The 26,227-nt window shown below is 70.1% G+C and carries 25 protein-coding genes and 2 tRNA genes; 17 read left to right on the forward strand and 10 right to left on the reverse strand.

Features of this window, described 5'->3' with window-relative positions; translation table 11 throughout:
- Positions 1–2: 2 nt before the first annotated feature.
- Positions 3–584 (reverse strand): hypothetical protein, encoded by a 582-nt coding sequence (locus FFG40_RS08015; RefSeq protein WP_138802819.1) that lies wholly within the window; start codon positions 582–584, stop codon positions 3–5.
- Between the two features lie 147 nt (positions 585–731).
- Between FFG40_RS08015 and FFG40_RS08020 the strand changes: the two genes are divergently transcribed.
- Together FFG40_RS08020 and FFG40_RS17095 are read left to right on the forward strand one after the other, a co-directional pair.
- Positions 732–1,061, forward strand: coding sequence for a hypothetical protein (locus FFG40_RS08020; RefSeq protein WP_138802820.1), 330 nt, complete (start codon positions 732–734; stop codon positions 1,059–1,061).
- Positions 1,062–1,160: 99 nt separating this feature from the next.
- A complete protein-coding gene (locus tag FFG40_RS17095; RefSeq protein WP_017886018.1) occupies positions 1,161–1,313 on the forward strand; it encodes a hypothetical protein in 153 nt (50 codons plus the stop codon).
- 68 nt (positions 1,314–1,381) lie between these two features.
- Here the strand turns inward: FFG40_RS17095 and FFG40_RS08025 are convergent, their stop codons facing one another.
- From FFG40_RS08025 to FFG40_RS08035, 3 genes are read right to left on the reverse strand one after another with little or no spacing between them, the layout of a single operon-like run.
- Positions 1,382–2,239, reverse strand: coding sequence for a DMT family transporter (locus FFG40_RS08025; protein WP_138802821.1), 858 nt, complete (start codon positions 2,237–2,239; stop codon positions 1,382–1,384).
- Between the two features lie 13 nt (positions 2,240–2,252).
- Entirely contained in the window at positions 2,253–2,915 is a 663-nt protein-coding gene (locus tag FFG40_RS08030) for a response regulator transcription factor (RefSeq protein ID WP_027464682.1), read from the reverse strand.
- Positions 2,916–2,954: 39 nt separating this feature from the next.
- The gene (locus FFG40_RS08035) at positions 2,955–4,523 is read right to left on the reverse strand and encodes a sensor histidine kinase (RefSeq protein ID WP_138802822.1); all 1,569 of its coding nucleotides are present in this window, start codon (positions 4,521–4,523) and stop codon (positions 2,955–2,957) included.
- Positions 4,524–4,656: 133 nt separating this feature from the next.
- Here FFG40_RS08035 and FFG40_RS08040 point away from each other — a divergent pair, with 133 nt between their 5' ends.
- A complete protein-coding gene (locus FFG40_RS08040; protein WP_185974133.1) occupies positions 4,657–5,487 on the forward strand; it encodes a helix-turn-helix domain-containing protein in 831 nt (276 codons plus the stop codon).
- A gap of 178 nt (positions 5,488–5,665) precedes the next feature.
- Here FFG40_RS08040 and FFG40_RS08045 read toward each other — a convergent pair whose 3' ends face one another.
- Entirely contained in the window at positions 5,666–6,697 is a 1,032-nt protein-coding gene (locus tag FFG40_RS08045) for a LacI family DNA-binding transcriptional regulator (RefSeq protein WP_138802824.1), read from the reverse strand.
- 118 nt (positions 6,698–6,815) lie between these two features.
- Between FFG40_RS08045 and FFG40_RS08050 the strand changes: the two genes are divergently transcribed.
- From FFG40_RS08050 to FFG40_RS08085, 8 genes are all read left to right on the forward strand, one after another.
- Entirely contained in the window at positions 6,816–8,090 is a 1,275-nt protein-coding gene (locus FFG40_RS08050) for a sugar ABC transporter substrate-binding protein (RefSeq protein WP_138802825.1), read from the forward strand.
- A 33-nt stretch (positions 8,091–8,123) separates the two neighbouring features.
- Positions 8,124–9,002: a carbohydrate ABC transporter permease gene (locus FFG40_RS08055; protein ID WP_027464687.1), complete on the forward strand. Its 879-nt coding sequence runs from the start codon at positions 8,124–8,126 to the stop codon at positions 9,000–9,002.
- On the forward strand, positions 8,999–9,976 hold the full coding sequence (locus FFG40_RS08060) for a carbohydrate ABC transporter permease (RefSeq protein ID WP_220035374.1): 978 nt from the start codon (positions 8,999–9,001) through the stop codon (positions 9,974–9,976). The genes FFG40_RS08055 and FFG40_RS08060 overlap by 4 nt, the downstream gene beginning before the upstream one ends.
- The gene (locus FFG40_RS08065) at positions 9,976–11,373 is read left to right on the forward strand and encodes a cellulase family glycosylhydrolase (RefSeq protein WP_138802826.1); all 1,398 of its coding nucleotides are present in this window, start codon (positions 9,976–9,978) and stop codon (positions 11,371–11,373) included. The genes FFG40_RS08060 and FFG40_RS08065 overlap by 1 nt, the downstream gene beginning before the upstream one ends.
- A gap of 14 nt (positions 11,374–11,387) precedes the next feature.
- Entirely contained in the window at positions 11,388–14,411 is a 3,024-nt protein-coding gene (locus tag FFG40_RS08070) for a glycoside hydrolase family 38 C-terminal domain-containing protein (protein ID WP_138802827.1), read from the forward strand.
- Positions 14,412–14,467: 56 nt separating this feature from the next.
- Positions 14,468–15,445: an endo-beta-N-acetylglucosaminidase H gene (locus FFG40_RS08075; RefSeq protein ID WP_138802828.1), complete on the forward strand. Its 978-nt coding sequence runs from the start codon at positions 14,468–14,470 to the stop codon at positions 15,443–15,445.
- A 230-nt stretch (positions 15,446–15,675) separates the two neighbouring features.
- Positions 15,676–15,966 carry a DUF1905 domain-containing protein gene (locus tag FFG40_RS08080; protein WP_138802829.1) on the forward strand — a complete coding sequence of 97 codons (291 nt, stop codon included), beginning with the start codon at positions 15,676–15,678 and terminating at the stop codon, positions 15,964–15,966.
- Positions 15,967–16,130: 164 nt separating this feature from the next.
- The gene (locus tag FFG40_RS08085) at positions 16,131–16,463 is read left to right on the forward strand and encodes a hypothetical protein (RefSeq protein WP_138802830.1); all 333 of its coding nucleotides are present in this window, start codon (positions 16,131–16,133) and stop codon (positions 16,461–16,463) included.
- Between the two features lie 145 nt (positions 16,464–16,608).
- Here the strand turns inward: FFG40_RS08085 and FFG40_RS08090 are convergent, their stop codons facing one another.
- Both FFG40_RS08090 and FFG40_RS08095 read right to left on the reverse strand, forming a co-directional pair.
- On the reverse strand, positions 16,609–17,337 hold the full coding sequence (locus FFG40_RS08090; RefSeq protein ID WP_260678824.1) for a YebY family protein: 729 nt from the start codon (positions 17,335–17,337) through the stop codon (positions 16,609–16,611).
- Positions 17,338–17,532: 195 nt separating this feature from the next.
- Positions 17,533–17,603, reverse strand: a tRNA-Gly gene (locus FFG40_RS08095).
- A 54-nt stretch (positions 17,604–17,657) separates the two neighbouring features.
- Between FFG40_RS08095 and FFG40_RS08100 the strand changes: the two genes are divergently transcribed.
- The 5 genes from FFG40_RS08100 to FFG40_RS08120 all read left to right on the forward strand — a co-directional run bounded on the left by FFG40_RS08100 (position 17,658) and on the right by FFG40_RS08120 (position 20,950).
- On the forward strand, positions 17,658–17,933 hold the full coding sequence (locus FFG40_RS08100; protein WP_111054863.1) for a hypothetical protein: 276 nt from the start codon (positions 17,658–17,660) through the stop codon (positions 17,931–17,933).
- 94 nt (positions 17,934–18,027) lie between these two features.
- Positions 18,028–18,104: transfer RNA gene (locus FFG40_RS08105), tRNA-Pro, on the forward strand.
- Positions 18,105–18,157: 53 nt separating this feature from the next.
- A complete protein-coding gene (gene tig, locus FFG40_RS08110; protein ID WP_027464695.1) occupies positions 18,158–19,465 on the forward strand; it encodes a trigger factor in 1,308 nt (435 codons plus the stop codon).
- A 169-nt stretch (positions 19,466–19,634) separates the two neighbouring features.
- A complete protein-coding gene (locus FFG40_RS08115) occupies positions 19,635–20,264 on the forward strand; it encodes an ATP-dependent Clp protease proteolytic subunit (protein WP_035807635.1) in 630 nt (209 codons plus the stop codon).
- A 26-nt stretch (positions 20,265–20,290) separates the two neighbouring features.
- Positions 20,291–20,950, forward strand: coding sequence for an ATP-dependent Clp protease proteolytic subunit (locus FFG40_RS08120; protein ID WP_027464696.1), 660 nt, complete (start codon positions 20,291–20,293; stop codon positions 20,948–20,950).
- Positions 20,951–21,013: 63 nt separating this feature from the next.
- Here the strand turns inward: FFG40_RS08120 and FFG40_RS08125 are convergent, their stop codons facing one another.
- Together FFG40_RS08125 and FFG40_RS08130 are read right to left on the reverse strand one after the other, a co-directional pair.
- Positions 21,014–21,622 carry a copper resistance CopC family protein gene (locus FFG40_RS08125; RefSeq protein ID WP_185974134.1) on the reverse strand — a complete coding sequence of 203 codons (609 nt, stop codon included), beginning with the start codon at positions 21,620–21,622 and terminating at the stop codon, positions 21,014–21,016.
- Between the two features lie 50 nt (positions 21,623–21,672).
- Positions 21,673–22,395, reverse strand: coding sequence for a YcnI family protein (locus FFG40_RS08130; protein ID WP_185974135.1), 723 nt, complete (start codon positions 22,393–22,395; stop codon positions 21,673–21,675).
- 236 nt (positions 22,396–22,631) lie between these two features.
- On the opposite strand from FFG40_RS08130, the gene clpX reads away from it, so the two are divergent.
- Positions 22,632–23,912 (forward strand): ATP-dependent Clp protease ATP-binding subunit ClpX, encoded by a 1,281-nt coding sequence (clpX, locus tag FFG40_RS08135; RefSeq protein ID WP_017886000.1) that lies wholly within the window; start codon positions 22,632–22,634, stop codon positions 23,910–23,912.
- Between the two features lie 156 nt (positions 23,913–24,068).
- On the opposite strand, the gene FFG40_RS08140 is transcribed toward clpX, so the two are convergent.
- Positions 24,069–26,093 (reverse strand): M3 family metallopeptidase, encoded by a 2,025-nt coding sequence (locus FFG40_RS08140; RefSeq protein WP_138802833.1) that lies wholly within the window; start codon positions 26,091–26,093, stop codon positions 24,069–24,071.
- Between the last annotated feature and the right edge of the window lie 134 nt (positions 26,094–26,227).

Consider the following 26,227-nt stretch of genomic DNA (forward strand, 5'->3'; position numbering starts at 1 on the left):
GGTCAGCGCACCTCGGCCGAGGCCCACAACATGCCGACACCGAGGCCCACCGGGCGCAGCAGCGGCACCGCGACGAGCACCGCCGCGGCCAGGTACGCGACGGTCTGCAGCAGGCCCGGGACCGCGAAGGCCACGCCGAGCGACTCCTGCGGGAGCGCCGTGAGGAGCACGGTCTCCGACAGCAGCGCGGTGACGAACCACGCCGCGGCCGCCACCGTGACGATGCAGCCGAAGGCCCGCTGCACTCCCGGCTCACTCCGGACGGTGACGACACCGAAGGCCACGAGCGCCGCCTGCGCGACGACGAGGAACACGTCGATCAACAGTCCGGGAACCAGCGACACGAGCGCGAACGCGAGCACGGACACCCCGAACGTGAGCGCCCGGCGGTCCCGAGCACGCACCGCGGCGACGAGCACGACGACTGCGGCGATGCCGGCGACGACCGTGGCGCCGAGGAGCAACCCGCGGGGCAGGTCCCAGGGCGCCAACCAGACCGTCCCGACCAGTCCGGCCGCTCCGAACACCAGCGCCGCCACCACCGCGGCCGCCGACACCACCCATACCCCCGTGCTGCTCTGCATGCCCGCACCCTATGCCCCGGGACCCCGCCAGCGGAACACGCTCCCCGCCGTTCGGCGCCCCTTGCGACACGCCCGTCCGGCCCCGGGTGCTCGTCCAGACGACGCGGTCGACTTGACTGTCGTTCGAACACACGTTCGAATACCGTCGTGGGACGGCGTCGCGAGAACCGGTGGCAGCCCCCGGAACACCCGGAGGTCGAGCGTCCGCGCGCGTACTCCCTGTCCGAGGACGCCCGCGGCGGCGACGTCTGCCACGCCGTCACCCCGAAGCCGGTCTGGGCGTGGATCCAGTTCCCGACCTTCCACGTCCGGGTGAAGGCCTTCGCGAAGAGCTGGACCCGCGATGCCGTGCTGGTGGAGTGGGCGCAGTTCGGGCAGCAGGCCGAGGCGTGGGTGTGGCGCTCCGCGGTGAAGCACCGCATGCTCCGTGCCGACCGGGACAGCGCGAACCGGAGTCCGCAGAACGCACTGCGTTGACTTCCGCCCGCACCCCGAGGATGGTTTAGCGAACACGGGGTCAGCAAGTAACTCACTGATCGAGGCATTCGGTCCGACCCGTGTCCAGAAGGAGGCACCATGAAGAACGCAGCGGTGCCGTCCTGGGTCGCCCACGTGCTCACCCCGCCCGAGGTCATCAGCGCCTACGTCGAGCGCCGGATCAACGATCCGGCCCTGCTGTCGGGCGAGCAGTCGGAACCCACGTACGCAGACTTCCTGCGCGACGAGTAGACGGTCTTCTCCAGGAGGCCCGGATCACGCACCGCCGTCGGCGGAGTTGATCCGGGCCTCCTCTTCGTTCACCCCACCGGTCCGCCGCGTCGGCGACGCGCCGACAGCGTCACGCCGACGCTCGCGGCGGTGACGCACGCCAGGGCGACCGTCTCGAGCACCGACAGCCCCTCGGCCAGCACCACCAGGCCGGCCAGGGCGGCGATCGCCGGGCCGAGGCTCTGCAGCACGCCGAACACCCGCGTCGGCATCCGGCGGAGCGCGAGCATCTCGAGGGCGTACGGCAGCACGCTGGACAGCACGGCGACCGCACCGAAGACGATCAGGAGCGTCGGTTCGCGCAGGACGCCGTCGACCGCGGACCGGAGCCCGAAGGGCAACGACACGAGCATCGCGACCACCATCGACACGACGAGCCCGTCGACTCCGGGGATCGCGGCGCCGACGTGCCGGTTCATCACGATGTAGCCCGCCCAGCACCCGGCTGCCAGGACCGCCCAGACGACCCCACCCACCTCGGTCACCGCGGTCGGACCGACGCCGAGCAGCACGACCCCGGCGAGCGCCAGCACCGCCCACAGTGCATCGCGCCAACGCCGGGTGTGCACGAGCGACAGGGCGAGCGGCCCGAGGAACTCGATCGTCACGGCGACCCCGATCGGGATGCTCGCGAACGACAGGTAGATGAAGACGTTCATGCCGCCGAGCGCCAGGCCGAGCCCGACCGCACCGAGCCACTGCGCCCGCGTCCAGTGCCGGACGCGGGGACGGACCACCAGGGCGAGCACGACGGCACCGATGACGAGCCGCAGCGTGGCGGCCCCGACCGCACCGACGTCGTCGAAGTGGGTCTTCGCGATCGCGGCGCCGAGCTGGACGGACACCATCGCGGCGAGGGCCAGCAGGGGCGCGGGGACCCGGTTCATCCTCGGGCTCGGCTCATCCGAGGTAGGCGAGGACGGCGAGGACCCGGCGGTGGTCCTCTCCGGTGTCCTCGAGTGCGAGCTTGCCGAAGATGCTCGACACGTGCTTCTCGACGGCACCGGTGCCGATCACCAGGGCGCGGGCGATCGCGGCGTTCGTGCGGCCCTCGGCCATCAGCCCGAGCACGTCACGCTCGCGCGGGGTCAGGGCTGCGAGCGGGTCGCGGCGGCGGCTCATCAGCTGCGTGACGACCTCGGGGTCGAGCACGGTGCCCCCGGCGGCGATGCGGCGGACGGCGTCGTCGATCTCCTCGAGCCGGGTGACGCGGTCCTTGAGCAGGTAGCCGATGCCGGTCGCGCCGGCGGCGAGGACGTCCTCGGCGTAGGTGGCCTCGACGTACTGGGAGAGCAGGAGCACGCCCGTCCGTGGGGCGATCCGGCGGGTCTCGACGGCGGCGCGGACGCCCTCGTCGGTGAAGGTCGGCGGCATCCGCACGTCCATCACCACGACGTCGGGTGCACCCTCGGGCAACGTCGCCAGGAAGGCCCGGGCGTCGGAGTACTGCCCGATGACGTCGATGCCGGCCTCGTCGAGCACGCGGGCCAGGCCCTCGCGCAGCAGGACGGCGTCGTCGACGACGACGGCCCGGATGCGTGCTGCATCCGGGCCGTCTGTCATGCCGACCAGCCTAGTGGGAGCGCGGACGCCCCCGTGGGGTCACGACCGCTGGTTCGCCGCCGTCGGCACGCCGTTCAGGGCACCGAGGGGGATCCGGGCGGTGGCCTCGGTCGGGCCGCCCTCGGGGCTCGAGACGACCAGGTCGCCGTCGAGGGCCCGCATGCGGCCGATCAGGCCCTCGATCCCGTGGCCCTGCTGCGGTCGGGCACCACCTCGGCCGTCGTCGGTGACGCTGACGGTCAGGTACCAGAGGCCCGAGGCGTCGACGACCAGGCCGAGGTACACCCCGGCGGTGGTGGCGCCGGCGTGCTTCATGGTGTTCGTCAGGAGCTCGCTCACCGTGAAGTACACGTTGCGCTGGATCTCCGTGGCGAGCTCCAGGCCCTCGGGCAGCCGGACGTCCAGACCCACTGGGATCGGGGTCCGGGCGACCAGTGCCTCGAGCGCCGCGACGAGTCCGCGGTCGAGCAGGATCGGCGGGGCGAAGCCGCGTGACAGTGCGCGCAGTTCGTCGAGGGCGTCCTGGGCGTGCTCGGATGCCTCACCGATGAGCTGCTTGGCCTTCTCGGGGTCCTTCTCGAAGGCGCGCTCGGCGGCGGACAGGTCCATGCGGAGTCGCACCAGCCGCTGCTGCGGGCCGTCGTGCAGGTCGCGCTCGATCTGGCGGAGTGCCTGGCCCTCGGCGGTGACGGCACCGGCGCGGGAGGCCTGCAGGCCGGCGACGCGCTGCTCGAGTTGCTCGGCCCGGAAGCCGCCCAGCAGGCCGAAGTCGACCCAGTAGTGCGCCAGGACGGAGCCGCGGGCCCAGAGCGGGAAGAGCACGACCGAGGCGGCCATCGACAGCAGCCCGAGGGCGCCGACGCCGGTCACGAACCCGACGCTGTCCGTGAAGTAGCCGACCCGGACGTTGTTCGCGAAGTACAGTCCGCCCACGACGATCGGCCAGGCGAAGCCGACGAGCAGCAGTGCACCGGCCCCGACGGTCACGACCGCGACGAGCGGGTACACGACCGCGGCGTGCAGCAGGTAGAGCCAGTAGTGCGGGTTGGCGACGGCCGAGCCCGTGCGGGTCCACCAGTTCTGCTGCCAGCGGGGCGTCCAGTCCACCGGGCGGATCGGACGTCGGTCGGCCCAGCTCATGCGGAGCTTCTCGAACTGTCCGAGCCACCGCGCCACGAACAGCGCGATGAAGAACATGAGCAGGACGAAGGGGTTGAACAGGTCCCGGAACCCGCCACCGAAGACCGCCGCCGGGAACGCGAAGTACAGCGTGCAGAGCAGCACGGCGGTGAGCGCCATGTAGCCGAAGTCCCGCGGCAGGCGCTTCCACGCGTCGCGGTAGAACTGCCCCGCGGTCATGCCGGACCCGCGACCGGAACCACCGACCGGGCCGGACCCGACCCGAGGGGTGGCGCTCCACGACGCCGGCGGTGACTGCGGGGCGTCCTGGGGGTCCTGGTGGTGCTGGCGCGGGTACTGGGGCATCGGCTTGGTGGCTCCAGGGGGCACGGAGTCGCCCAGCGGGACGGTCTGGGCCTGGTCGGGCGAAGGCGTGACGTCGTCCAGCGGGACGGTTCGCGCCTGGTCGAGGCGGTCGATGTCGGTCATGCATCCAGCCTCGCGATCGCGGAGCCGTTCCCCCATCCTGCCCTCTCCCCACCCCGGGTGGGGTTATCCCCCCTCTTCCACAGGCCACCCGATCCACGCCCGCCGCGTCCCGCCCGTGGATCACGCTCGTCGGATGGGTGACGCGCTCCGAGCACTGACCGACGCCGTCGGGCTCCAGGTGGGGCCGGGCACCGAGGTCCGGTCCGACGAGGAGGCCTGGACGCTCGACGTCGAACCGACGGGCACCCACGCCTGGGTGGCGACGCGGTCCCGCTCCGTGTGGATCCGGCGCGGAGACGACATCGCGATCGTCGACGCCGGCACCGCCGCCCTCGTCCAAGGGCACGTGCCGATGACGATCAGCACGGGCCCGGAGCGCTCCGGGGCACCCCAGGCCGCGGAGACGTACGCGTTCCCGCACGAGGCACTCTTCGCGCTCACCGGTGTCCTCGTCGGCACCGCAACGCTCGGCCCCCTCGCCGACGAGGTCCTCGCACTCCCACCCCTCGCGAGCACCGGTCCGCCCGGTGCGCCCTCGCCCGACGTCGGCCTCGCGCTGCGCCACGTCGGGCACCTCGACGGCGGGAGGTGGCACGGCGCGCAGCAGCAGGCCCTCGCCGGACTCGTCGTCACGACGGTGCTCCTCGACAACCCGCCCCCGATGCTCGGCGACAACAGTCTCGCGCGGGTCCTCGATCGCCTGTTCGATCCCGCCGGTCGACCATCCGTGCGGGAGCTCCTCGTCGGCATCGACATGTCGGAGCGCACCCTCGAGCGCCGGTGCGTCGCAGCGACGGGATGCTCGCCCGCGCAGCTCGGCCGCTGGTACCGCAGTCTCGCCGTCCGGAGCGCGCTCAGCCGTGGAGACCGCCCGTCCGACGTCGCGACCCGCTTCGGCTTCAGTACGACGTCGTCCATGCGACGGGCCCTCGAGCGGGTCCGACCCCCGACGAACCGCCGGTGACCGTCGAGGGCGGGGGAAGGGAGTTCCTATCCGCATCGATGACGGTTCCGGTTCACGATCCTCGGGTTTCGTGAACCAGAACCGTCACGGCGCGGAGAAGACCACGTCGTCCCGCGCCGGCGCAGGTGCGGTGTGCGCGCGCCAGACGAAGGCAGCCGGGGCAGCCGGGGCAGCAGGGTCAGGCGGGTGCGCGACCGGTGGACTCGCGGACGCTCAGGGTGAGCGAGGGGCCCGGGCGTGAGGGGAGCGGGGCGCTGGCGTCGATCTGCGCACGCAGCAGGGTCGCCGCACGCTGCCCGAGCTCGACCGTGTCGCGGGTGAGCGAGGTGATCGCGGGCCGGACGAGCCGGATCATCGCCGAGTCGTCGAAGGACACGATCGAGACGTCGCCGGGCACTGCGACGCCCATCTCGCTCGCCACGCCCAGCCCGGCGACGGCGAGCACGTCGTTGTCGTAGACGATCGCGGTCGGCCGGACGCTCCGGGACAGCAGGGTGCGGGTGGCGCTCGCGCCGGCCTCGGCCGAGTAGTCCGTCGGTACCGAGACCGCGTCGTCGAGTCCCTCGTCGGCAGCGAACGCCCGGAGCCGGTCCATGCGCATGGCGGTGTGCTCGAACTCGGGCCGCCCGGCGACGTGCGCGATGCGTCGGTGCCCGAGGGCGTGCAGGTACCGGAGAACGGTGTCGGTGGCGTCCGAGTCGTCGATCCAGACCGTGGGGGCGGCGCCTTCGGGTGAGGGGTGCGAGCCGACGACGACGGTCGGCATGCCGAGGTCGGCGAGCAGGGCGAGCCGGGCGTCGTCGCGACGGGGGTCGATCACGATCACGCCGTCGACACGGTGTCCGCGCCACCAGTCCCGGTAGGTCTCGAGTTCTTCCTCGGCATCACGCGCGACGAGCAGGTTCATGCCGACGTGGGTGCCGGCGAGCCCGAGCTGGATGCCGGAGATCAGGTCGCCGAAGAACGACTCCGTGCCCAGGGTCCGGGCCGGACGGTTCAGCACGAACCCGATGGAACCGGCCTTCGCGCCGCCGAGTGCCCGGGCCGCGGTGTGCGGCTGCCAGTCGAGCTCGCGGGCGATCTCGCGCACGCGGCGACGGGTCTCATCGGAGACACCGGGGCGGTCGTTCAACGCGAAGGACACCGCGCTGATGGACACACCGGCCCGCGCGGCGATGTCGGCGATCGTCGTTCGACGCTTGGTGGCCACGGGGTTGACTATAGCGCTTTAGTCATCCACAGTGGCTGCCACACACGGGTTCGGTGAATGCTGCTGAACCGGTTCAGCTATGACGAGGGAGTCAGACGCCATGAGGACCACCACACGCATGACGAGGGGCCGCGCCACCGCGCTGCTCGCGACGGCCGCCGCCACGGCGCTCGTCCTGACCGGCTGCTCGAGCGGCGGGAACGCGGCCGACAACGGCGGCGGCGAGATCAGCGGCACCATCACCCTGCAGACCTGGGCGCTCACGCCGACCTACACGGGGTACCTCAACGGGGTCATCAAGGACTTCGAGCAGGCCCACCCGGACGCGAAGGTCAAGCTGCAGGACCAGCCCGGCGACGGGTACGCCGACAAGGTGCTCAGCCAGGCCTCGTCGAACAGCCTGCCCGACGTGATCAACCTGCCGCCGGACATCGCCCTGCCGCTCGCGAAGCGCGGGTTCCTGCAGGACGTCGCGAAGGACGACTCGAAGCTCGCCAGCACGTACGTCGCCGGCGCGTTGGACTCTTACAAGTACAAGGGAGTGGACGGCACGTTCGGGTACCCCTGGTACCTCAACACGGACGTGAACTACTGGAACTCGACGATGTTCGCCAAGTGCGGCCTCGACGCGAAGAACCCGCCGAAGACCACCGACGAGCTGTTCACGCAGGCGAAGACCATGCACGACAACTGCCCGACCGACTACCTGATGAGCCGGAAGCCCGGCCTCGGTGACTTCACCCTCGCCGGCGTCAAGGTGCTCAACGCCGACGGCACGAAGTTCACCTTCGCCGACTCGGCGAAGGCCGCCGACCTGATCGACCGCTACAAGGACGCGTACCAGGACGGCTACATGCCCTCCAACGTGCTGAACAGCGACTACCTCGGCAACTCCACCCTCTTCACACAGGCCAAGGTCGCCTGGACCACCGGTGGGGCCACCTCGCTCGCCGACTTCGAGAAGAACAACCCGTCGCTCAAGGGCAAGGTCACCGTCAGCCCCGCACTCGACACCCCGCCGCTCTACGTGCAGGGCCTGTCGGTCTCGAGCAAGTCGAAGCACCTCGCCACCGCCGAGGCCTTCGCGGAGTTCATGACGAACGCGAAGAACCAGGAGGCGTTCGCCCACGAGGTCAACATCTTCCCGTCCACCACGTCGTCGCAGTCCGACCCGTACTTCTCGAAGGACGACGGCACCGTGAACGGCGAGGCCCGGGTCCTGGCGAACGAGGCCCTGAAGACGGCGAAGGTCATCAACCCGGTCGAGGCGAACTCCGCGATGACGGACTTCCTCGACCAGCAGATCGCCCTCGCGATGAAGGGCCAGGTGGCGCCCGAGAAGGCGCTGCAGACCGCCCAGACCAAGATGAACAGCCTGCTGGCCAACGGCTGATCCGGCCCCGGAGAAGGAAGAGGGAGGATCGTCATGCGTGCGAACCGCTGGTACACGCCCTGGTTGCTCGTCCTGCCGGCACTGATCTGGCTCGTCGCGTTCAGCCTGTGGCCCTCGATCAACACGGTCCGGTTGTCGTTCACGAACGCCAGCCCGCTCGGCGGCGTCAGCCAGTGGGTGGGGGTCCAGAACTTCGAGACCCTGCTCGCTGATCCGCAGGTGTGGGAGGCGCTGCTCAACAGCGTCATCTACATGGCGGTGTGCCTGCCGCTGCTGACGGTCCTCCCGCTCCTCATCGCGGTGCTCGTGCAGCAGAAGCTGCCCGGGATCGCGTTCTTCCGCACCGCGTTCTACACGCCGGTCATCGCGTCCGCGGTGGTCGTCGGGCTCATCTGGACGTGGATCCTCGACGACCGCGGCGTCATCAACGAGATGGCGCAGGCCCTCGGCGTCGTGCAGGGCAGCGTCCCGTTCCTGACCGACCGCTGGCTGCTGCTCCTCAGCGCCATCAGCCTGACGGTGTGGAAGGGGCTCGGCTACTACATGATCATCTTCCTGGCCGCCCTCGGGAACGTCGGCAAGGACCTGCACGAGGCCGCCGCGCTCGACGGCGCCGGCGCGGTCCGGCGCTTCTGGTCGGTCACGATGCCCGGGGTCCGCGGCACCATGACGCTCGTCGGGATCCTGGTGTGCGTCTCCGCGCTCCGGGTGTTCAGCGAGCTCTACATCCTCACGAACGGCACCGGCGGGCCCGGCGGGCAGGACAACTCGCTCGTCATGCTCATCCAGCAGTACGCCCGCGGCTTCACCGGCAACCTCGGCTACGCGTCCGCCCTGAGCCTCCTGCTCTTCGTCGTGACGCTCGTGCCGATGCTCGCCCTCGCCCGGATGAACAGCAAGGCGGACAAGTGACGAACACGACCAGCACGACCGAACCCGTCATCGGCGGCGCGCAGGGCGCAGCCAGCCCGACGCCGGACGTGACCGGCGCGACGGGCGCGGGACGGGCCTCCAGGCAGAAGGGACGCGACGGACGCAAGCGGCGCCGCGCGGTCTGGGGCGTCATGTCCACCCGCGAGAAAGTCGTCCGCTACGTCCTGCTCATCGTGGTGCTCTTCATCACGATCGGCCCGTTCCTGTGGCAGCTGTCCACGTCGCTCAAGGGCGCCGGTGAGGACATCTACACGGCGAACCCGTCGTTCATCCCGTCCGAACCGACCATCGAGAACTACCTGAAGGTCGCCGCCGCGATCCCGGTGTGGCGGTACATCGGCAACTCGCTGCTCGTCGCCGCGATCGACGTGCTCGGCAACATCGTGTTCGCGACCCTGGCCGGGTTCGCCCTCGCCCGTCTGCAGTGGCGGCACCGGAAGCTCGTGCTCGGCCTGTTCCTCGGCACCCTCGTGCTGCCCGGCGAGGCGACGATCATCTCCCAGTTCGTCACCGTGAAGGACCTCGGCCTCGCCGACAACCTGGTCGGCGTCGCCCTGCCCGGCATGATCGCGGCGCTCAACGTCCTGCTGATGTTCAACGCGTTCCGGCAGATCCCCGAGGAGATCGACCAAGCCGCGGTGATGGACGGTGCGAACGCCCTGCAGCGCCTGCGCTACATCTCGCTGCCCGCCGTGCAGGGGACCATCGCGGTCATCGCGATCTTCTCGTTCATCGGTGCTTGGGACGACTTCCTCTGGCCGCTCATCGTGCTGCAGTCGCCCGAGAACCTCACCCTGACCGTCGGGTTGCAGTACCTGCAGGGCACGTTCGCCACCGACCAGCGGATGATCGCGGCCGGCACCATGATCGCCTTCATCCCGATCGCCGTGATCTTCGCCGTCCTGCAGCGCTTCTTCTTCAAGGGCGTCGAAGAGGGCGGTGTGAAGGGCTGATGCGGTTCGGGGTCAACTACACGCCCTCGGTCGGCTGGTTCCACTCGTGGCTCGACTTCTCGCGGTCGGACACGGCCAGGGACCTCGAGGCCATCGCGTCGATCGGCGCCGACCACGTGCGGATCTTCCCGCTCTGGCCGGTCGTCCAGCCGAACCGCACACTCATCCGGCAGCAAGCCCTCGACGACGTCGCGACGGTCGTCGACCTCGCCGGCTCGTTCGGACTCGACGTCAACGTGGACGCCCTGCAGGGGCACCTGTCGAGCTTCGACTTCGTGCCGTCCTGGCTGGACAGCTGGCACCGCCGCAACATGTTCACCGACCCGGACGTGGTCGCGTCGACCGCCGCGTACGTCCGGGCGCTCGCCGGAGCGGTCGCCGACAAGCCCAACCTGCTCGGCATCACCATCGGCAACGAGGTCAACCAGTTCGCACACGCGCCGCACCCCGCACCGCACGCGATCACGGCGGAGCAAGGACACGCGTGGGCGGCGGCGATGGTCGCGGCGGCGCGGGCGGGGCTGTCGGACGGGGCGTCGGCGTCGGTCGCGTCGTCCGTGTCGGTCGGCCTGGAGGCGCGGCTCGACCCCGCCTCGACGGTCCCGCCCGCCACCGGGTCGCGCCCCGGTCCACTGGTCACCGTCGCGCAGTACGACGCGGCCTGGTACGACGACGCCCAGCCCTTCGGCCCGGAGCACGCGGCGGACCACGGTGACGCCACGGTCACGCACTCGTGGGTGTTCAACGGTTCGGCGGCCCTGCACGGCGCCCTCGGGGCCGGTTCGGTGCGGCACGGGGAGTACCTGCTCCAGCTCGCCGCGGCCTGGAACCGCGACGCCGCCCGGCCGAACTGGCTGCAGGAGGTCGGCGCCCCCACCAACGTCGTCGACCCCGCCGACGCCGCCGCCTTCACCGAGCAGACCATCCGGCACGTCCTCGACGCGCAGCAGGTGCTCGGGGTGACGTGGTGGTGCTCCCACGACGTCGCCCGGTCGCTCGCGGACTTCCCGGAGCTCGAGTACGACCTCGGGCTGTTCACGAACGACGGACGGCTGAAGCCCGCCGGCGAGGCGTTCGCCGTCCTCGCCCGCGCCGAGCACACCCGCGACGCCCGCGCCGTACCCCCGACCACCGCGCTCGTCCTCGACGACGTGCTGCCCGACGGCACCGACCGGCACGGCACCCGCGCCGACTGCGCCCCCGGCGGTCGGTTCGCCGCCGCCTGGCTCGCCCTGGCCGAGGCCGCACCGGACGGCCGCGGCCCGCAGGTCGTCCTGCGCTCCCGGCTGTCGGACACCGCGCTGCTGGCCGCCCGCGGCATCGACCGCTGCGTCGACGTGCCCTCCGACCTCGACACCACCACCGTCCGCGTCGCCCACCCGGCGACCACGCCCTGACCCCGGAAGGCCCCATGCACGACGACATCCCCCTCACCACCGGACGCGCCCGACGGGTGCTCGACGAGCGGATCACCCCCGCGGTGCACGCGACCACGACGGCCCTCCAGGCCGCCTGGCACGAGCTGCCGGGGGAGCCGGTCCCGCCGACCGAGGGGCTCGCGCTCACGTTCGAGCCCTACGAGGTCGGCACTCCGTGGGGTGCGGCCTGGGGCACGACGTGGTTCCGGTTGACCGGGACCGTGCCGACCGAGTGGGCCGGACGTCGGGTGGAGGCCGTGATCGACCTCGGCTTCGACAAGAACATGCCCGGGTTCCAGTGCGAGGGACTCGTGTACCTGGCCGACCGTACCCCCGTGAAGTCGATCAACCCGCGCAACCAGTGGGTCCTGGTCACCGAACCGGCCGAGGGCGGCGAGACCGTCGAACTGTTCGTCGAGGCCGCGTCGAACCCCGTCCTGCTCGACTACCACCCCTTCCTGCCGACGCAGGAGGGCGACGTGCAGACCTCGTCCTCGAAGCGCCTCTACGCCACCCGCCGGATGGAGCTCGCCGTCTTCGAGTCCGAGGTGCACGAACTCGCCCTCGACATCGACGTCCTGCTCGAACTGCAGGCCGAGCTGCCCGCCGGACCCCGACGCATGCGGATCCTGCAGGCCCTCGACGACGCCCTCGACGCGCTCGACCTGCAGCACATCCCGGAGACCGCCGGCGACGCCCGTGCGGCGCTCGCCGAGGTGCTGGCCGCTCCTGCCGAGGCCTCGGCGCACACGATCTCGGCCGTCGGGCACGCCCACATCGACTCCGCCTGGCTCTGGCCCGTGCGCGAGACCATCCGCAAGGTCGCCCGCACCACATCGACCATGACCGAGCTCATCGACCAGACCGACGACTTCCTGTACGGCATGTCGAGCGCGCAGCAGTACGCGTGGATCAAGGAGCACCGCCCCGAGGTCTACGCGCGGGTCAAGGCCGCGGTCGAGGCCGGCCGGTTCCTGCCGATCGGCGGCATGTGGGTCGAGTCCGACACCGTGATGCCGACCGGCGAGAGCATCGTCCGGCAGTTCTCGCAGGGCCAGCGGTTCTTCGAGCGCGAGTTCGGCATCCGACCCAAGGGTGTCTGGCTGCCGGACAGCTTCGGGTACTCGCCGGCGCTGCCGCAGCTCATGCGCCGTGCGGGCTTCGAGTGGTTCTTCACGCAGAAGATCTCGTGGAACCAGGTCAACAAGTTCCCGCACCACACGTTCCTGTGGGAGGGCATCGACGGGTCGCGGGTGTTCTCGCACTTCCCGTCGATGGACACCTACAACTCGAGGTTGTCCGGCAGCGAGGTCGCGAAGGCCTCCCGCCAGTTCCGCGAGAACCGACTCGCGACCGGCTCGATCGCCCCGGTCGGCTGGGGCGACGGCGGCGGTGGCACCACCCGCGAGATGACCGGCACCGCCGCACGGTTGGCGGACCTCGAGGGCAGCGCGAAGGTCCGCTGGGAGCACCCGGACACGTTCTTCGACCGGGCGAAGTCCGAGCTGACCGATCCGCCAGTGTGGGTGGGGGAGCTGTACCTCGAGCTGCACCGGGCCACGCTCACGTCGCAGCACGGCACGAAGCAGGGCAACCGCCGGTGCGAGCAGCTGCTCATCGAGGCCGAGCTCTGGGCCGCGACCGCCGCCGCCCGCACCGACTTCGCCTACCCGTACGAGGAGCTCGACGCCCTGTGGCAGCAGGTCCTGCTCCAACAGTTCCACGACATCCTGCCGGGCACCTCGATCGCGTGGGTGCACCGCGAAGCGGTCGAGCGGTACGCCGAGACGGCCGCGGCGCTGACCGCGATCATCGACCAGGCGCTCTCGGCGCTCGCCGGCACCGGGGACGCGGCCGTCGTCGTGAACCCGGCCCCGTTCCTCCAGGCCGGAGCACCCGCGCAGGGCGCCGTCGTGGCGACCGACGTGGCGGTGGCGACCGCCGTGTCCCTGACCGAGCGGGACGGCGGGTACGTGCTGGCGAACGACCTGGTGCGGGTCGTCGTCGACGGGCAGGGGCTCGTGACAAGCGCCGTCGACCTGGCGAGCGGGCGCGAGGCGATCGCGGCCGGCCAGGCGGCGAACCTGCTGCAGCTGCACCAGGACTTCCCGAACATGTGGGACGCGTGGGACGTCGACCGGTACTACCGCAACCGCGTCGAGGACCTCGTGTCGACCACCGGGCTGACCGCGTCGGTCGACGAGTCCGGGGTCGCACGGGTCGTCGTGTCCCGGGCGTTCGGTGATTCGACGGTGACGCAGGAGATCGTCCTGGCGCCGGGGTCCCGCACCCTGGAGTTCGACCAGGTGACCGACTGGCACGAGACCGAGAAGTTCCTCAAGGTGGCGTTCCCGCTCGACGTCCGCGCCGAGCACACCGTCGCCGAGACGCAGTTCGGCGCGCAGAAGCGGGTGACGCACACCAACACCTCGTGGGAGGCCGCGAAGTTCGAGACCTCGATGCACCGCTACGTGCTGGTGGCCGAGCCCGGCTTCGGTGTCGCGCTCGTGAACGACTCGATCCACGGCTTCGACACCACGCGCGACGCCGTCGACGGGCACGTCACCACCACCGTGCGGCTGTCGCTGCTGCGGGCACCGCGGTTCCCGGACCCCGAGACCGACCAGGGCGTGCAGACGCACCGGTACGGCATCGTCATCGGCACCGACCAGCTCGGTGCCACGTCGGCTGGCGTGCGGATGAACGCGGGCGCTCGGACGATCACCGGGGCGCACGGCTTCGCGCCGCTGGTGCAGGTGTCCGGCGACGTCGTGCTGTCGAGTGTCAAGCTCGCCGACGACCGGTCGGGCGACCTGGTCGTGCGCGTCTACGAGCCGTCCGGGCAGCGGGGGACCGGGGCCATCGCGGTCTCGGCCGACGAGGCGACCTTCGGCGCTGCCGTCGAGGTGACCCTGCTCGAGGAACCGCTCGGTGACGCCGGGGCGTCGTCCGCCGCCGCGTCCTCGTTCGCCGTCGACGCCTACGAGGTCCGCACCTTCCGGTTCCCGCGCGCCTGACCGACTGACCGACCGACTGACCGACCAACCGCCCGTCCCACCCAAGGAGGAACCACATGAAGCAGTCCACGAAGTTCAGCATCGCGACCGCACTGGTCGCCATGCTCGCGGCACCACTGGTGCCCGCCGCAGCGTCCGCGGCGCCCTCCTCGTCCGGGTCCAGCCACGGGCACGGGCACGGTTCGTCCCACGGCGGCGGGCACGGCCACGGTCATGGCCACGGGCACCACGCTGCGCCCACCAAGTCGGGGCCGACGAGCATCGCCTACGTCGAGGTGAACAACGACGAGCTCGCCAACGTCGGTCGGTACACGCTGGAGAACGGTGCGAACGCGTTCGACGTGGCGATCATCTTCGCCGCGAACATCAACTACGAGGACGGCAAGGCGGTCCTGTACAACAACGAGAACGTGCAGCGCACCCTCGACCAGGCCGCCACGCAGATCCGCCCGCTGCAGGCCAAGGGCATCAAGGTCACGCTCTCGGTGCTCGGCAACCACCAGGGCGCCGGCCTCGCGAACTTCCCGACGAAGGCCGCGGCGCGGGACTTCGCGGCGCAGGTCTCGGCGACGGTGAAGAAGTACGGACTCGACGGCGTCGACCTGGACGACGAGTACTCCGACTACGGCGTGAACGGTACCCCGCAGCCGAACCAGCAGTCCATCGGCTGGCTCATCAGTGCCCTGCGTGCGGACATGCCGGGCAAGATCATCTCGTTCTACGACATCGGCCCGTCGTCCGACGCCCTGAAGACCGCGAGCCCGTCGATCGGCGGCAAGCTCGACTACGCCTGGAACCCGTACTACGGCACCTACACGGCGCCGACGATCCCGGGCCTGCCGAAGTCGAAGCTGTCCGCCGCCGCGGTCGACATCCAGAACACCCCGCAGGCCACCGCGGTGTCGCTCGCACAGCGCACGAAGGCCGACGGGTACGGCGTCTTCATGACGTACAACCTGCCGGGAGGCGACGAGTCCGCCTACGTCTCCTCCTTCACGAAGGTGCTCTACGGACAGGCCGCGTCGTACCGCTGACGCGTCCGTCCTGACGGCGGCTCGCGCTCCGTGCTCCCCGGCTCCGGCCTGGAGGCGCGGGGCGCGTCCGTCGTCCGGGTCCCGCTGGTCAGGGGGAGGCACCAGTTCCTCCTCGCCCGTGACGGTTCCGGTTCGCAGACCCCGGCGATCGTGAACCGGAACCGCCATCCACCGACAACGAATCCCGGCCCGGCCCGGCGCGCTCGATGCCGCGGCCGTACGATCGCCGCATGGAGCTCGAGTTCCGCGGCGAGGTGATCGAGTGGCGCGGCCCGTCACCGTTCTTCTTCGCCGTCGTGCCGCCGGACGCCGCCGAGGTCATCGCTGACCTCGCGCCGGTGATCACCTACGGGTGGGGTGTGATCCCGGCGCGCGTGACGATCGGCTCGGTGACGTGGACGACGTCGCTGTTCCCGAAGGACGGCGGCTACCTCGTGCCGTTGCGTGCGGCGGAGCGGAAGCGTGCCCGGGCGGAGCTCGGCGACTCCCCGGAGATCACGCTCGAGTTCGCCGACCCCTGACGGAGAGCCACCGACCGTCAGTCCTCCACAGGTACGTCGATCGCGAGACCTTCCCACAGCCATCGCGGTGGGCTTCAGCGTCGCTGTCGGGCTGTTTGCCCTTGATACGTTGTGCATCTGAAGTATCGGCTCGCGCGAACGGGCTGTGAGAACAGGAGAACGTGATGACGAACTACCTCGTGCGACTCGAGTGCGTGGCGCAACCCGGGGTAGCGGACGATCCGCGCGCAGCCCTCGCGGCGGACTTCGACGCCATCGCGGAAGCACTCTTCGACCTCGACGACGTCCACGACCAGGACCTGACCGCTGACCTGTCGACCGGCACGCTCACCTTCTCGATCGGTGTCGACGGGGACGACGAGTCCGGTGCACTCGACCGTGCGCTCGGTGCCGTCCGGACCGCGCTGCACGTTGCTGGACGCGGCACTCCCGGTTGGGAGCAGCACTACCGGATGCTGCGGCAGGAAGTCGGAGAAGCGCCGCTCGGAGCGGTCTAAGGCGATCGACTGGCGGGCATCCGTCGCCTGAGTCACACCGTGAGGACGGATCGGTCCCGTGCGCGTGTGCGATCGTGGCGGTTCACGTCGGTCAGGAGTGGCGGCGCGCGGTGGGAGAGCTTGTCGGAGGGTCGGCGAGCTGCTGCTACTTGCAGAGCTTCAGCCCCGCTTCGAGCACGGGCGAGATGTCGATCCTCAACCCGTCGACGTCAGGATTCGGTGCCCAGACGGGGTCGATTTCCGGGTACGACGTGTGGTCCTGCGCGGTGCCGTTGACGGCGTAGCGGGTGCCGTCGGGAGCCTTGAGTGTCACGACGTTCAGATCCATGCCGCCCGCGGTGATGTTCTTGCAGCGCACGACCGCGTAGGGCACCGTCAGCGGCCACTTGTCTCCGAACTTGGTGCTGACCAGCAGGCCCTTCTTCTTCTTGAGCTTCTTCGGAACGTGGACCTTGGCTGCCGGAGCCGGGGGCACGTAGTCGGCGCAGAACCCGTCTTGCGGGTCGCCGAGCTTGACCTTGCCGCTCTTCTTCTTGGGGAACTTGACCACGACGTACCCGGCGTTGCCGCCCTTGTCGTCCGGTCCGCCGCCCGGAGCCCAAGTGCGGTCTACGCAGATCACGCGCTTGCTGACCCTGACCCCGTTGACAGTCAGGCCCTCCCAGATCGGCGCATCGGGCAGTTCAGCGAGGACCCGCTTCTCGGCCTTCTTGATTCGCTTCGACTTCTTCGCGGTCGCCGTGGGCGTCGGTTCGCCGGTCGCGGTGGTCTGGGTAGGGGCAGCGGACGCCGCGCCCGCCGGCATCGCTGCCGTGCTCGCGACGATGCTGACTGCCGCGAGCGTCATGACGGCGAAGGAGAGGTGCTTGTTCACGCGAACGAGAGTAGGGCTCAGAGTCGGCACCCGATAGCCCTTGTCCGCGGGTCTCGGCGCCCGTAGCGCCGGGGTGTGATCCCCGCACGAGTGCCGGTCAGGTCGGTGACGTGGACGACGTCGCTGTTCCCGAAGGACGGCGGGTACCTCGCAGATCACCCTGGAGTTCGCCGACCCCTGACGGAGAGGATTCGGAGGGGATGACGGGAATCGAACCCGCGTAGCCAGTTTGGAAGACTGGGGCTCTACCATTGAGCTACATCCCCGCGCCTGCGCACCAGGCGCAGCCCGACCATCGTAGCGGACGAACGAGCACCGACATGCCGACGCGCGTCATCCCGAAGCCGGACGCCGGTGCGGAGCGCACCATCCGCTGGTCGCGGGTGGTCTCCTACGTGCTGGTGGTCCTCGCCGCCGCGGTCCTGTCCCTGCGCCCCGACCTCTTCGGCGACCCGCAGTCGCAGCCCGCGCACGCACTGCTGCACGTCTGGCGGATCGTCGTCGGACTGCTGCTCGCGGTGGCTGCCCTCGGGGTCCAGGTGGCCGTCGGGATCCGGTGGCGGCGGGGTCTGCGACGCGCCGCGGAGGACGACTGAGCAACCCCCGGGAACAGCGCGCCGTCGGACCGCTAGACTCACCGGGGTCGCGTGCGCCCTTCAGCGTGCGCGGCTGATCCCTGGCACGAAGCAACGGGGCGTAGCTCAGCTTGGTAGAGCGCCCGCTTTGGGAGCGGGAGGTCGCAGGTTCAAATCCTGTCGCCCCGACCAGGTCCTCCGAGCACCACCGACCACACGAACGTCAACCAACAGGAGAACATCCCTTGGCCACCAGCACCGTCGACAAGGTGAGCGACACCCGCGTCAAGCTCACCGTGAACGTGACGCCGGACGATCTCAAGCCGAGCATCGACCACGCCTACAAGCACATCGCCGAGCAGATCAACATCCCCGGCTTCCGCAAGGGCAAGGTCCCGCCGGCGATCGTCGACCAGCGCGTCGGCCGCGGCGAGGTCCTGAACCACGCCGTCGGTGACGCCATCGACAACTTCTACCGCCAGGCGGTCGAAGAGCAGGAGCTGCGCATCCTCGGCCGTGCCGAGGCCGACGTCGCCGAGCTGCCGAACGTCGCGGACTTCACCGGCGACCTCGTCCTCACCTTCGAGGTCGACGTCCGCCCCGAGTTCGACCTGCCGGACTACTCCTCGTACGAGCTCACCGTCGACGCCGTCGAGGTGTCGGACGACGAGATCGAAGAGGAACTGCAGAACCTCCGCACCCGCTTCGGCACGCTCGTGACGGTCGACCGTCCGGCGAAGACCGGCGACTTCGCGCAGATCGACCTCACCGCCAGCATCGGCGACGACGAGGTCGACTCGGCCACCGGCGTCTCCTACGAGATCGGCTCCGGCGACCTGCTCGAGGGCATCGACGAGGCGCTCGAGTCCCTGACCGCCGGTGAGTCGACGACCTTCGAGTCGAAGCTCGTCGGTGGCGACCGCGAGGGCGAGACCGCCCAGATCGCCGTCACCGTCACCGCCGTCAAGGAGCGCGAGCTCCCCGAGGCCGACGACGAGTTCGCCCAGATCGCCAGCCAGTTCGACACCATCGACGAGCTCAAGGCTGACCTCAAGGAGCAGATCGCGAAGTCCAAGACCTTCGGTCAGGGTGCCGCGGCTCGCGACAAGCTCGTCGAGAAGCTCACCGAGGACGTCAACATCCCGATCTCGGAGCAGCTCATCGCCGACGAGGTGCACCGTCACCTCGAGCAGGAGAACCGCCTCGAGGACGAGGAGCACCGCAAGGAGGTCTCCGAGTCCAGCGAGACCGCCTTCCGCTCGCAGATCCTCCTCGACGCGATCGCCGAGAAGGAAGAGATCCAGGTCTCGCAGGAGGAACTGACCCAGTACCTCATCCAGGCCGCCGCGCAGTACGGCATGGAGCCGGCCGAGTTCATCAAGGTCATCGACCAGAACGGCCAGATCCCCGGCATGGTCGGCGAGGTCGCCCGTTCGAAGGCGGTCGCGACCGTCCTGTCCAAGGTGACCGTCAAGGACACCAACGGCGACGCAGTCGACCTGTCCGCCTTCACGGCGGGCGTCGCGCAGGAGCCGGCAGGGGACGCCGAGTAACGATCTCGACGCCACCAGCATGCAAGACGGGAGGCACGGTGCCAGCTGGCACCGTGCCTCCCGTCTCGTGTTTTCCGCACCACCGCATTGCTGTCGGCGAACAGACGAGAACTGGTGCGTTGCACCCGATAAGTTCGACAACAAGCGACAACTGAACGGGAGCTTTTCCATGGCCGAAGCAACACTGAACCCCAGTGTTTTTGACCGCCTTCTGAGAGACCGGATCGTGTGGCTCGGCTCCGAGGTCCGCGACGACAACTCGAACGAGATCGCAGCCAAGCTGCTGCTGCTCGCCGCCGAGGACCCTGAGAAGGACATCTATCTCTACATCAACTCGCCCGGTGGTTCGATCACCGCCGGCATGGCGATCTACGACACGATGCAGTTCGTCCCGAACGACATCGTCACCGTGGGCATCGGCCTCGCCGCGTCGATGGGACAGTTCCTGCTGTCCTCCGGCACGCCCGGCAAGCGCTACATCACGCCGAACGCGCGCGTGCTGCTCCACCAGCCGTCCGGTGGCTTCGGCGGCACCGCTGCCGACATCCAGACGCAGGCCAAGGTCATCCTCGACATGAAGCAGCGCATGGCGGAGCTCACGGCCGAGCAGACCGGCAAGTCGGTCGAGCAGATCCTCAAGGACAACGACCGCGACAACTGGTTCACGGCGCAGGAAGCGCTCGAGTACGGCTTCGTCGACCACCTCCGCGCCTCGAGCGCCGAGGTCATCGGCGGTGGTGGCACCGTCGGCGACGGCGAGACGCCCACCAGCGCAGCCGAGCCCGACGCCCAGTCCTGATCACCACCGAAGAAAAGGAAACGAGAATGCATCTCCCCATGCTCGGTGGCGCGCAGAACGTCCCGGCTCCGTCCAATCGGTACATCCTGCCGAGCTTCGAAGAGCGCACGGCCTACGGCTACAAGCGCCAGGACCCGTACGCCAAGCTGTTCGAGGACCGCATCGTGTTCCTCGGCGTGCAGGTCGACGACGCGTCGGCTGACGACGTCATGGCCCAGCTGCTCGTGCTCGAGTCGATGGACCCCGACCGCGACATCGTGATGTACATCAACTCGCCCGGTGGCTCGTTCACCGCGATGACGGCGATCTACGACACGATGCAGTACATCCGTCCGCAGATCCAGACGGTCTGCCTCGGTCAGGCTGCCTCGGCCGCGTCGGTGCTGCTCGCCGGTGGTACCCCCGGCAAGCGCCTCGCGCTGCCGAACGCCCGTGTGCTGATCCACCAGCCCGCGACCCAGCAGGGTGGCGGTCAGGCGTCCGACATCGAGATCCAGGCAGCGGAGATCCTCCGCATGCGCACCTGGCTCGAGGAGACGCTGTCGAAGCACTCCAACAAGACGCCGGAGGAGATCAACCACGACATCGAGCGCGACAAGATCATGTCCGCGCAGGAAGCCGTGGAGTACGGCCTGATCGACCAGGTCCTCACCAGCCGCAAGAACCTGCCGGCGCTCGTCAAGTAGCACCAGCAGGAACGACGAAGGCCCCGCACCGAACGGTGCGGGGCCTTCGTCGTTGCGCGGTGGTCAGTCCTCGGTGTCGTCGGACTCCGGGGCGGGCTTGCGGCGCAGGAGCAGCAGCACCGCGACGACCACGCCGACCAGCACGACGCCGCCGGCGCCGATCCAGATCGCGTCGGACGCCGCCGAGTCGCTCGACCCCGAGGCGGTGCCGGTGGTGGTGTCCGAGCCGGCGTCGTCGTCACCGGCGGTGGCGCAGGTCGGGGGCTTCGCCGCACCCGAGGCCGGGGTGAAGCCCGACGGCGCCTTCCACGTGAAGGGGTACTCGTCGGACACGGTGTGCCCGTCGGCGGAGACGATCTGCCACTCGACGGTGTACTTGCCGGATCCGCCGAGTGCGGCGGTCGTGGTCATCGACGGCCCCTCGACGTCGACGCAGCCGTCCTCGTAGTACCTGCCGTCGGGGCCGACGATGCGGAACGCGAAGCCCGACCCCGAGTCGCCGATGTCGAGCAGCCTGTCGTTCGTCGTGATGTCGAACGTCTTCGGCAGCTCGGTCAGGGTGCCGCCGACCTCCGGGTCGGACGAGATCAGGTAGTTGTGCGCGCTGGCCGGACCGGCGAGCCCGAGGACCGCACCACCGGCGATCGCGACGGCCGCGGCGGTCCCGGCCACGAGCCTCCAGGCAGAGGACCGGGGCCGGGACCGACGCGAGCCGCGCTGCGTCACTTGGCGGAGCTCCGACGACGCGTGCCGGCGACGGCGACGACCAAGGCGACGGCGCCGAGCACCAGGCCGCCGAGGCCGAGGAAGCGGCCGACCAGGTCGGGGTCGCTCGAGGCGGTCGTGCCGGCGGCCTCGGCCGTCGGGGTCGCGGCGATCGGGTCACCGTCGTCGTCCGTCGCCTCGGCGGCGGTCAGCGTGATCGAGGGGGCCGGGTGTTCGGGCTCGGCTTCGCCGGCCTTCTGCTCCTGGTTCCACTCGACGCTGCCCTTCTCGCAGGTCTGGATCGCGGGGAACTCGACGAGGTCACCGACCTTGCCGTCCGGCAGCGAGAACGAGAGTGCGAAGGTGTCGCGCTCGTCGGCGGGCAGGGGGGTCTTCGCGGTGTACGTGACGCTGGTGACGCGCTCGGCGGCCGTCTCGGCGTGGTCCTCGTCCGATGCCGAGGGGTCGGTGTAGGGCTCGGTCGCCTTCGTGATCGTCCAGTTCGGGTTCACGGTGGGCGTGACCTCGATGACGGACTCCGGCACCTGGAACTGGATCTTCGTCGTGGGGGAGCCGTCGCAGCCGTGCGGGACCGAGAAGGTCGCCGTGGTGTACGAGTTCGCTGCGGTCGACGTGGCCGTGGCGGACACGTGTGCGCTGGCCGCCGTGGCGCTGCCGAGGACGATGACGGCTGCGACACCGAGGGTGACGGCGCCGCCGGCGGCGAGACGCTTCTGCATGGGGTTCCTTCCGGGGTGGTTCTGCACCTGCTGTTCTACAAGATGTAGAGAAGTCCGGATCACCGTAGCAGGCTCGCACGCCCTGGGCGAACGCGCGGGCGGATTCCGGAGGGGCATCGCGGTCGGTGTCACCGGTTGCGGTTAGGCTCGTGTCCACGACGAGGTGCCCACCAGCAGCGGTGCACCAGCGGTGGTGCGACAGCGCGGCCGGCATGTCCAATCAGGGAGGCACGGGAATGGCACGCATCGGAGAGAGCGGCGATCTCCTCAAGTGCTCGTTCTGCGGCAAGAGCCAGAAGCAGGTCCAGCAGCTCATCGCCGGACCGGGCGTCTACATCTGCGACGAGTGCGTCGAGCTCTGCAACGAGATCATCGAGGAACGTCTGGCCGAAGCCGGCGAGGACACCTCGAGCGGGGACTTCGAACTGCCCAAGCCGCGGGAGATCTTCGACTTCCTGCAGGAGTACGTCATCGGGCAGGACCCGGCGAAGCGCGCCCTCGCCGTGGCCGTCTACAACCACTACAAGCGCATCCGGGCGCAGGGGCAGATCACCGCCGCCGAAGACCGCGACGACATCGAGATCGCCAAGTCGAACATCCTGCTCATCGGCCCGACCGGCTGCGGCAAGACCTACCTGGCGCAGACGCTGGCCAAGCGTCTCAACGTGCCGTTCGCCGTCGCGGACGCCACCGCCCTGACCGAGGCCGGCTACGTCGGCGAGGACGTCGAGAACATCCTCCTCAAGCTCATCCAGGCCGCCGACTACGACGTGAAGCGCGCCGAGACCGGCATCATCTACATCGACGAGGTCGACAAGATCGCCCGCAAGGCCGAGAACCCGTCGATCACCCGCGACGTCTCGGGCGAAGGCGTGCAGCAGGCGCTGCTCAAGATCCTCGAGGGCACGGTCGCCTCGGTCCCGCCGCAGGGCGGCCGCAAGCACCCGCACCAGGAGTTCATCCAGATCGACACGACGAACGTGCTGTTCATCGTGGCGGGTGCGTTCGCCGGGCTCGAGGACATCGTGTCCTCGCGCGTCGGCAAGCGCGGGATCGGCTTCGGAGCACCCCTGCACAGCGCGACCGATCACCAGGACCTCTACTCCGAGGTGCTGCCGGAAGACCTGCACAAGTTCGGTCTGATCCCCGAGTTCATCGGTCGTCTGCCCGTCGTCACCACGGTGTCGCAGCTCGACCAGGCAGCGCTCATGCAGATCCTGACCGAGCCGAAGAACGCGCTGGTGAAGCAGTACCAGCGGATGTTCCAGATCGACGGCGTCGAGCTCGAGTTCGACCAGGGTGCGCTCGAGGCCATCGCGGACCTCGCGGTGCTGCGCCAGACGGGTGCCCGCGGGCTCCGGGCGATCCTCGAAGAGGTCCTCGGCCCGGTGATGTTCGACGTCCCGTCCGACGACGACGTCGCCCGCGTGGTGATCACCCGCGAGTCCGTGCTCGAGAACGCGGCGCCGACGATCGTCCCGCGGCCCCGGGCCAAGCGTGTCGAGAAGTCGGCGTAGCCCGCTCCGTCGTCCTCAGCGTGAAGGCCCGCACCGTGATCGGTGCGGGCCTTCGTCGTTCGTGCGGTGCCGTGCCGTGCGGTGCCGGCGCCACCCGGCCGCCGGCCGCCGGCCAGCGCCTGCGGCCGCGCCGCCGCGGTGCCGCCGGCCCCGCGCCTACTCCAGCCCGCGGCGCCGCAGCAACGGGCCGACCTCGGCGTCGCGGCCGCGGAAGTCCCGGTACGCCTCGAGCGGGTCCTTCGCCCCGCCGACCCCGAGCAGGCGTTCCGCGAAGCGTCGACCAGCCGCACGGTCCAGCCCGCCGTTGTCGCGGAACCACTCCACCGTGTCGGCGTCGAGCACCTCGGACCAGATGTACCCGTAGTACCCGGCGTCGTAGCCGCCCGAGAACGTGTGCGCGAAGTACGTCGACGAGTAGCGCGGCGGCACGGCCTCGACGGCGATGCCGGCGGACTCCAATGCCGAACGCTCGAAGTCCTCGACGGACGTCACCGCCGCGGCGTCGGCAGCCGACAGCCGGTGCCACGCCTGGTCGAGCAGTGCTGCGGCGAGGTACTCGGTCGTGCCGAAGCCCTCGTTGAACCCCTCGGACTCGCTGAGCCCCAGGACGAGCTCGGGCGGCAGGGGTGCTCCGGTCTCGTGGTGCTTCGCGTAGTTCGCCAGCACGGACGGCCACGACAGCCACATCTCGTTCACCTGGCTCGGGAACTCGACGAAGTCCCGCTCGACGTTCGTGCCGGAGAACCGCGGGTAGGTGGTGCGGGCGATGAGACCGTGCAGGGCGTGGCCGAACTCGTGGAAGAGCGTCTCGACCTCGTCCTGGATGAGCAGGGTGGGGGAGCCGGCGGACGGCTTCGCGACGTTGAGGTTGTTGACCACGACGGGCAGGGTGCCGAGCAGCTCGGACTGCTCGACGACCGGGTTCATCCACGCACCGCCGCGCTTGCCGTCACGCGTGTAGAGGTCGAGCAGGTACAGCCCCACCGGCTCACCGTCGTCGCCGGTGACCTCGAAGATCCGGACCTCGTCGTTGTAGCCGCGCAGGTCGGGGCGCTCGGAGAAGGTCAGACCGTACAGGGCGCCGGCGGCGTGGAAGACCCCGTCGTGCAGGACCCGGTCGGCCTCGAAGTACGGGCGGAGCGCGGTGCTGTCCGCGGCGAACTGCTCGCCTCGCAGGATCTCGGTGGCGTACGCCCAGTCCCACGACTCGATGTCGAACCCGACCGTGCGCGACCGGACCGCACGCTCGTCGTCGGCGTTCCGTGCCGCGGTGCCGACGAGCGAGGACAGCAGCCCGTCCACGGCCTCGGGGGTCTTCGCCGTCTCGTCGGCGGTGACCACGGCGGCGTGGTTCGGGAACCCGAGCAGCTCGGCGCGCTCGGCGCGGAGCCGGACGATGCGGAGCAGCACGTCGCGGTTGTCGTACTCGTTGCCGCGACGACCGCGGGCGAGCGAGGCGCGCATGATCCGCTCGCGCAGGTCACGGTTCGCCAGTGACGACAGCCACGGGTGTCCGGTGTAGAGCGGCAGCGTGATGAGCCAGCCGTCGAGGCCCCGGTCGGCTGCAGCAGCGGCCGCGGCGGACTTCGCCCCGTCGTCGAGCCCCTCGAGCTCGTCCTCGTTCGTCACGTGCACGGCGGAGTCGTTGGTGTCCTCGAGCAGGTTCCGCTCGAAGGTCGTCGTGAGGGTCGAGAGCTCCTGGTTGATCGCGGTCAGACGCTCCTTGCCCGCGTCGTCGAGGCCGGCGCCCGCCAGGGTCATCTCGGCGTGGGTCCGCTCGACCAGGCGCAGCGCCTCACCGGTCAGTCCGGCGGCCTCGGCACCGCTCCGCACCTCCTGCACGCGGGCGTACAGGCGGGAGTCGAGCGTGATCGCGTCGCGGTGGGCGGCGAGGAGCGGGGAGACCTCGGCCTCGAGGTCGTGCAGCTCCGGGGTCGAGTCGGCCGACGACAGCGTGAAGAACACGTGGCTGACGCGGGTCAGCAGCTGCCCGGCTCGCTCGAGTGCGACCAGGGTGTTCTCGACCGTCGGGGCGTGCGGGTCGGTGGCGATGGCCTCGACCTCGGCGCGCTGCTCGGCCATGCCGGCCTCGAACGCCGGTCGGTAGTGCTCGAGTCGCACGTCGCCGAAGGGCGGCAGGGCGTAGGGGAGGGTGCTCGGGACGTCGAACGGGGTTGCCATCTGCCCACCCTATGCACGGGTGCTGGAGTCCGTTCCTTCCCATGACGCCCGGACTGGGAAGCGGAATCGGGCGTACGTGGTCGAAGGAACCGACCCGGTACGCCCGGAACGACCAGGTACGCCCGGAACGGCCC

The organism is Curtobacterium sp. KBS0715, assembly GCF_005938005.2.
GTDB classification, from domain to species: Bacteria; Actinomycetota; Actinomycetes; order Actinomycetales; family Microbacteriaceae; genus Curtobacterium; species Curtobacterium flaccumfaciens.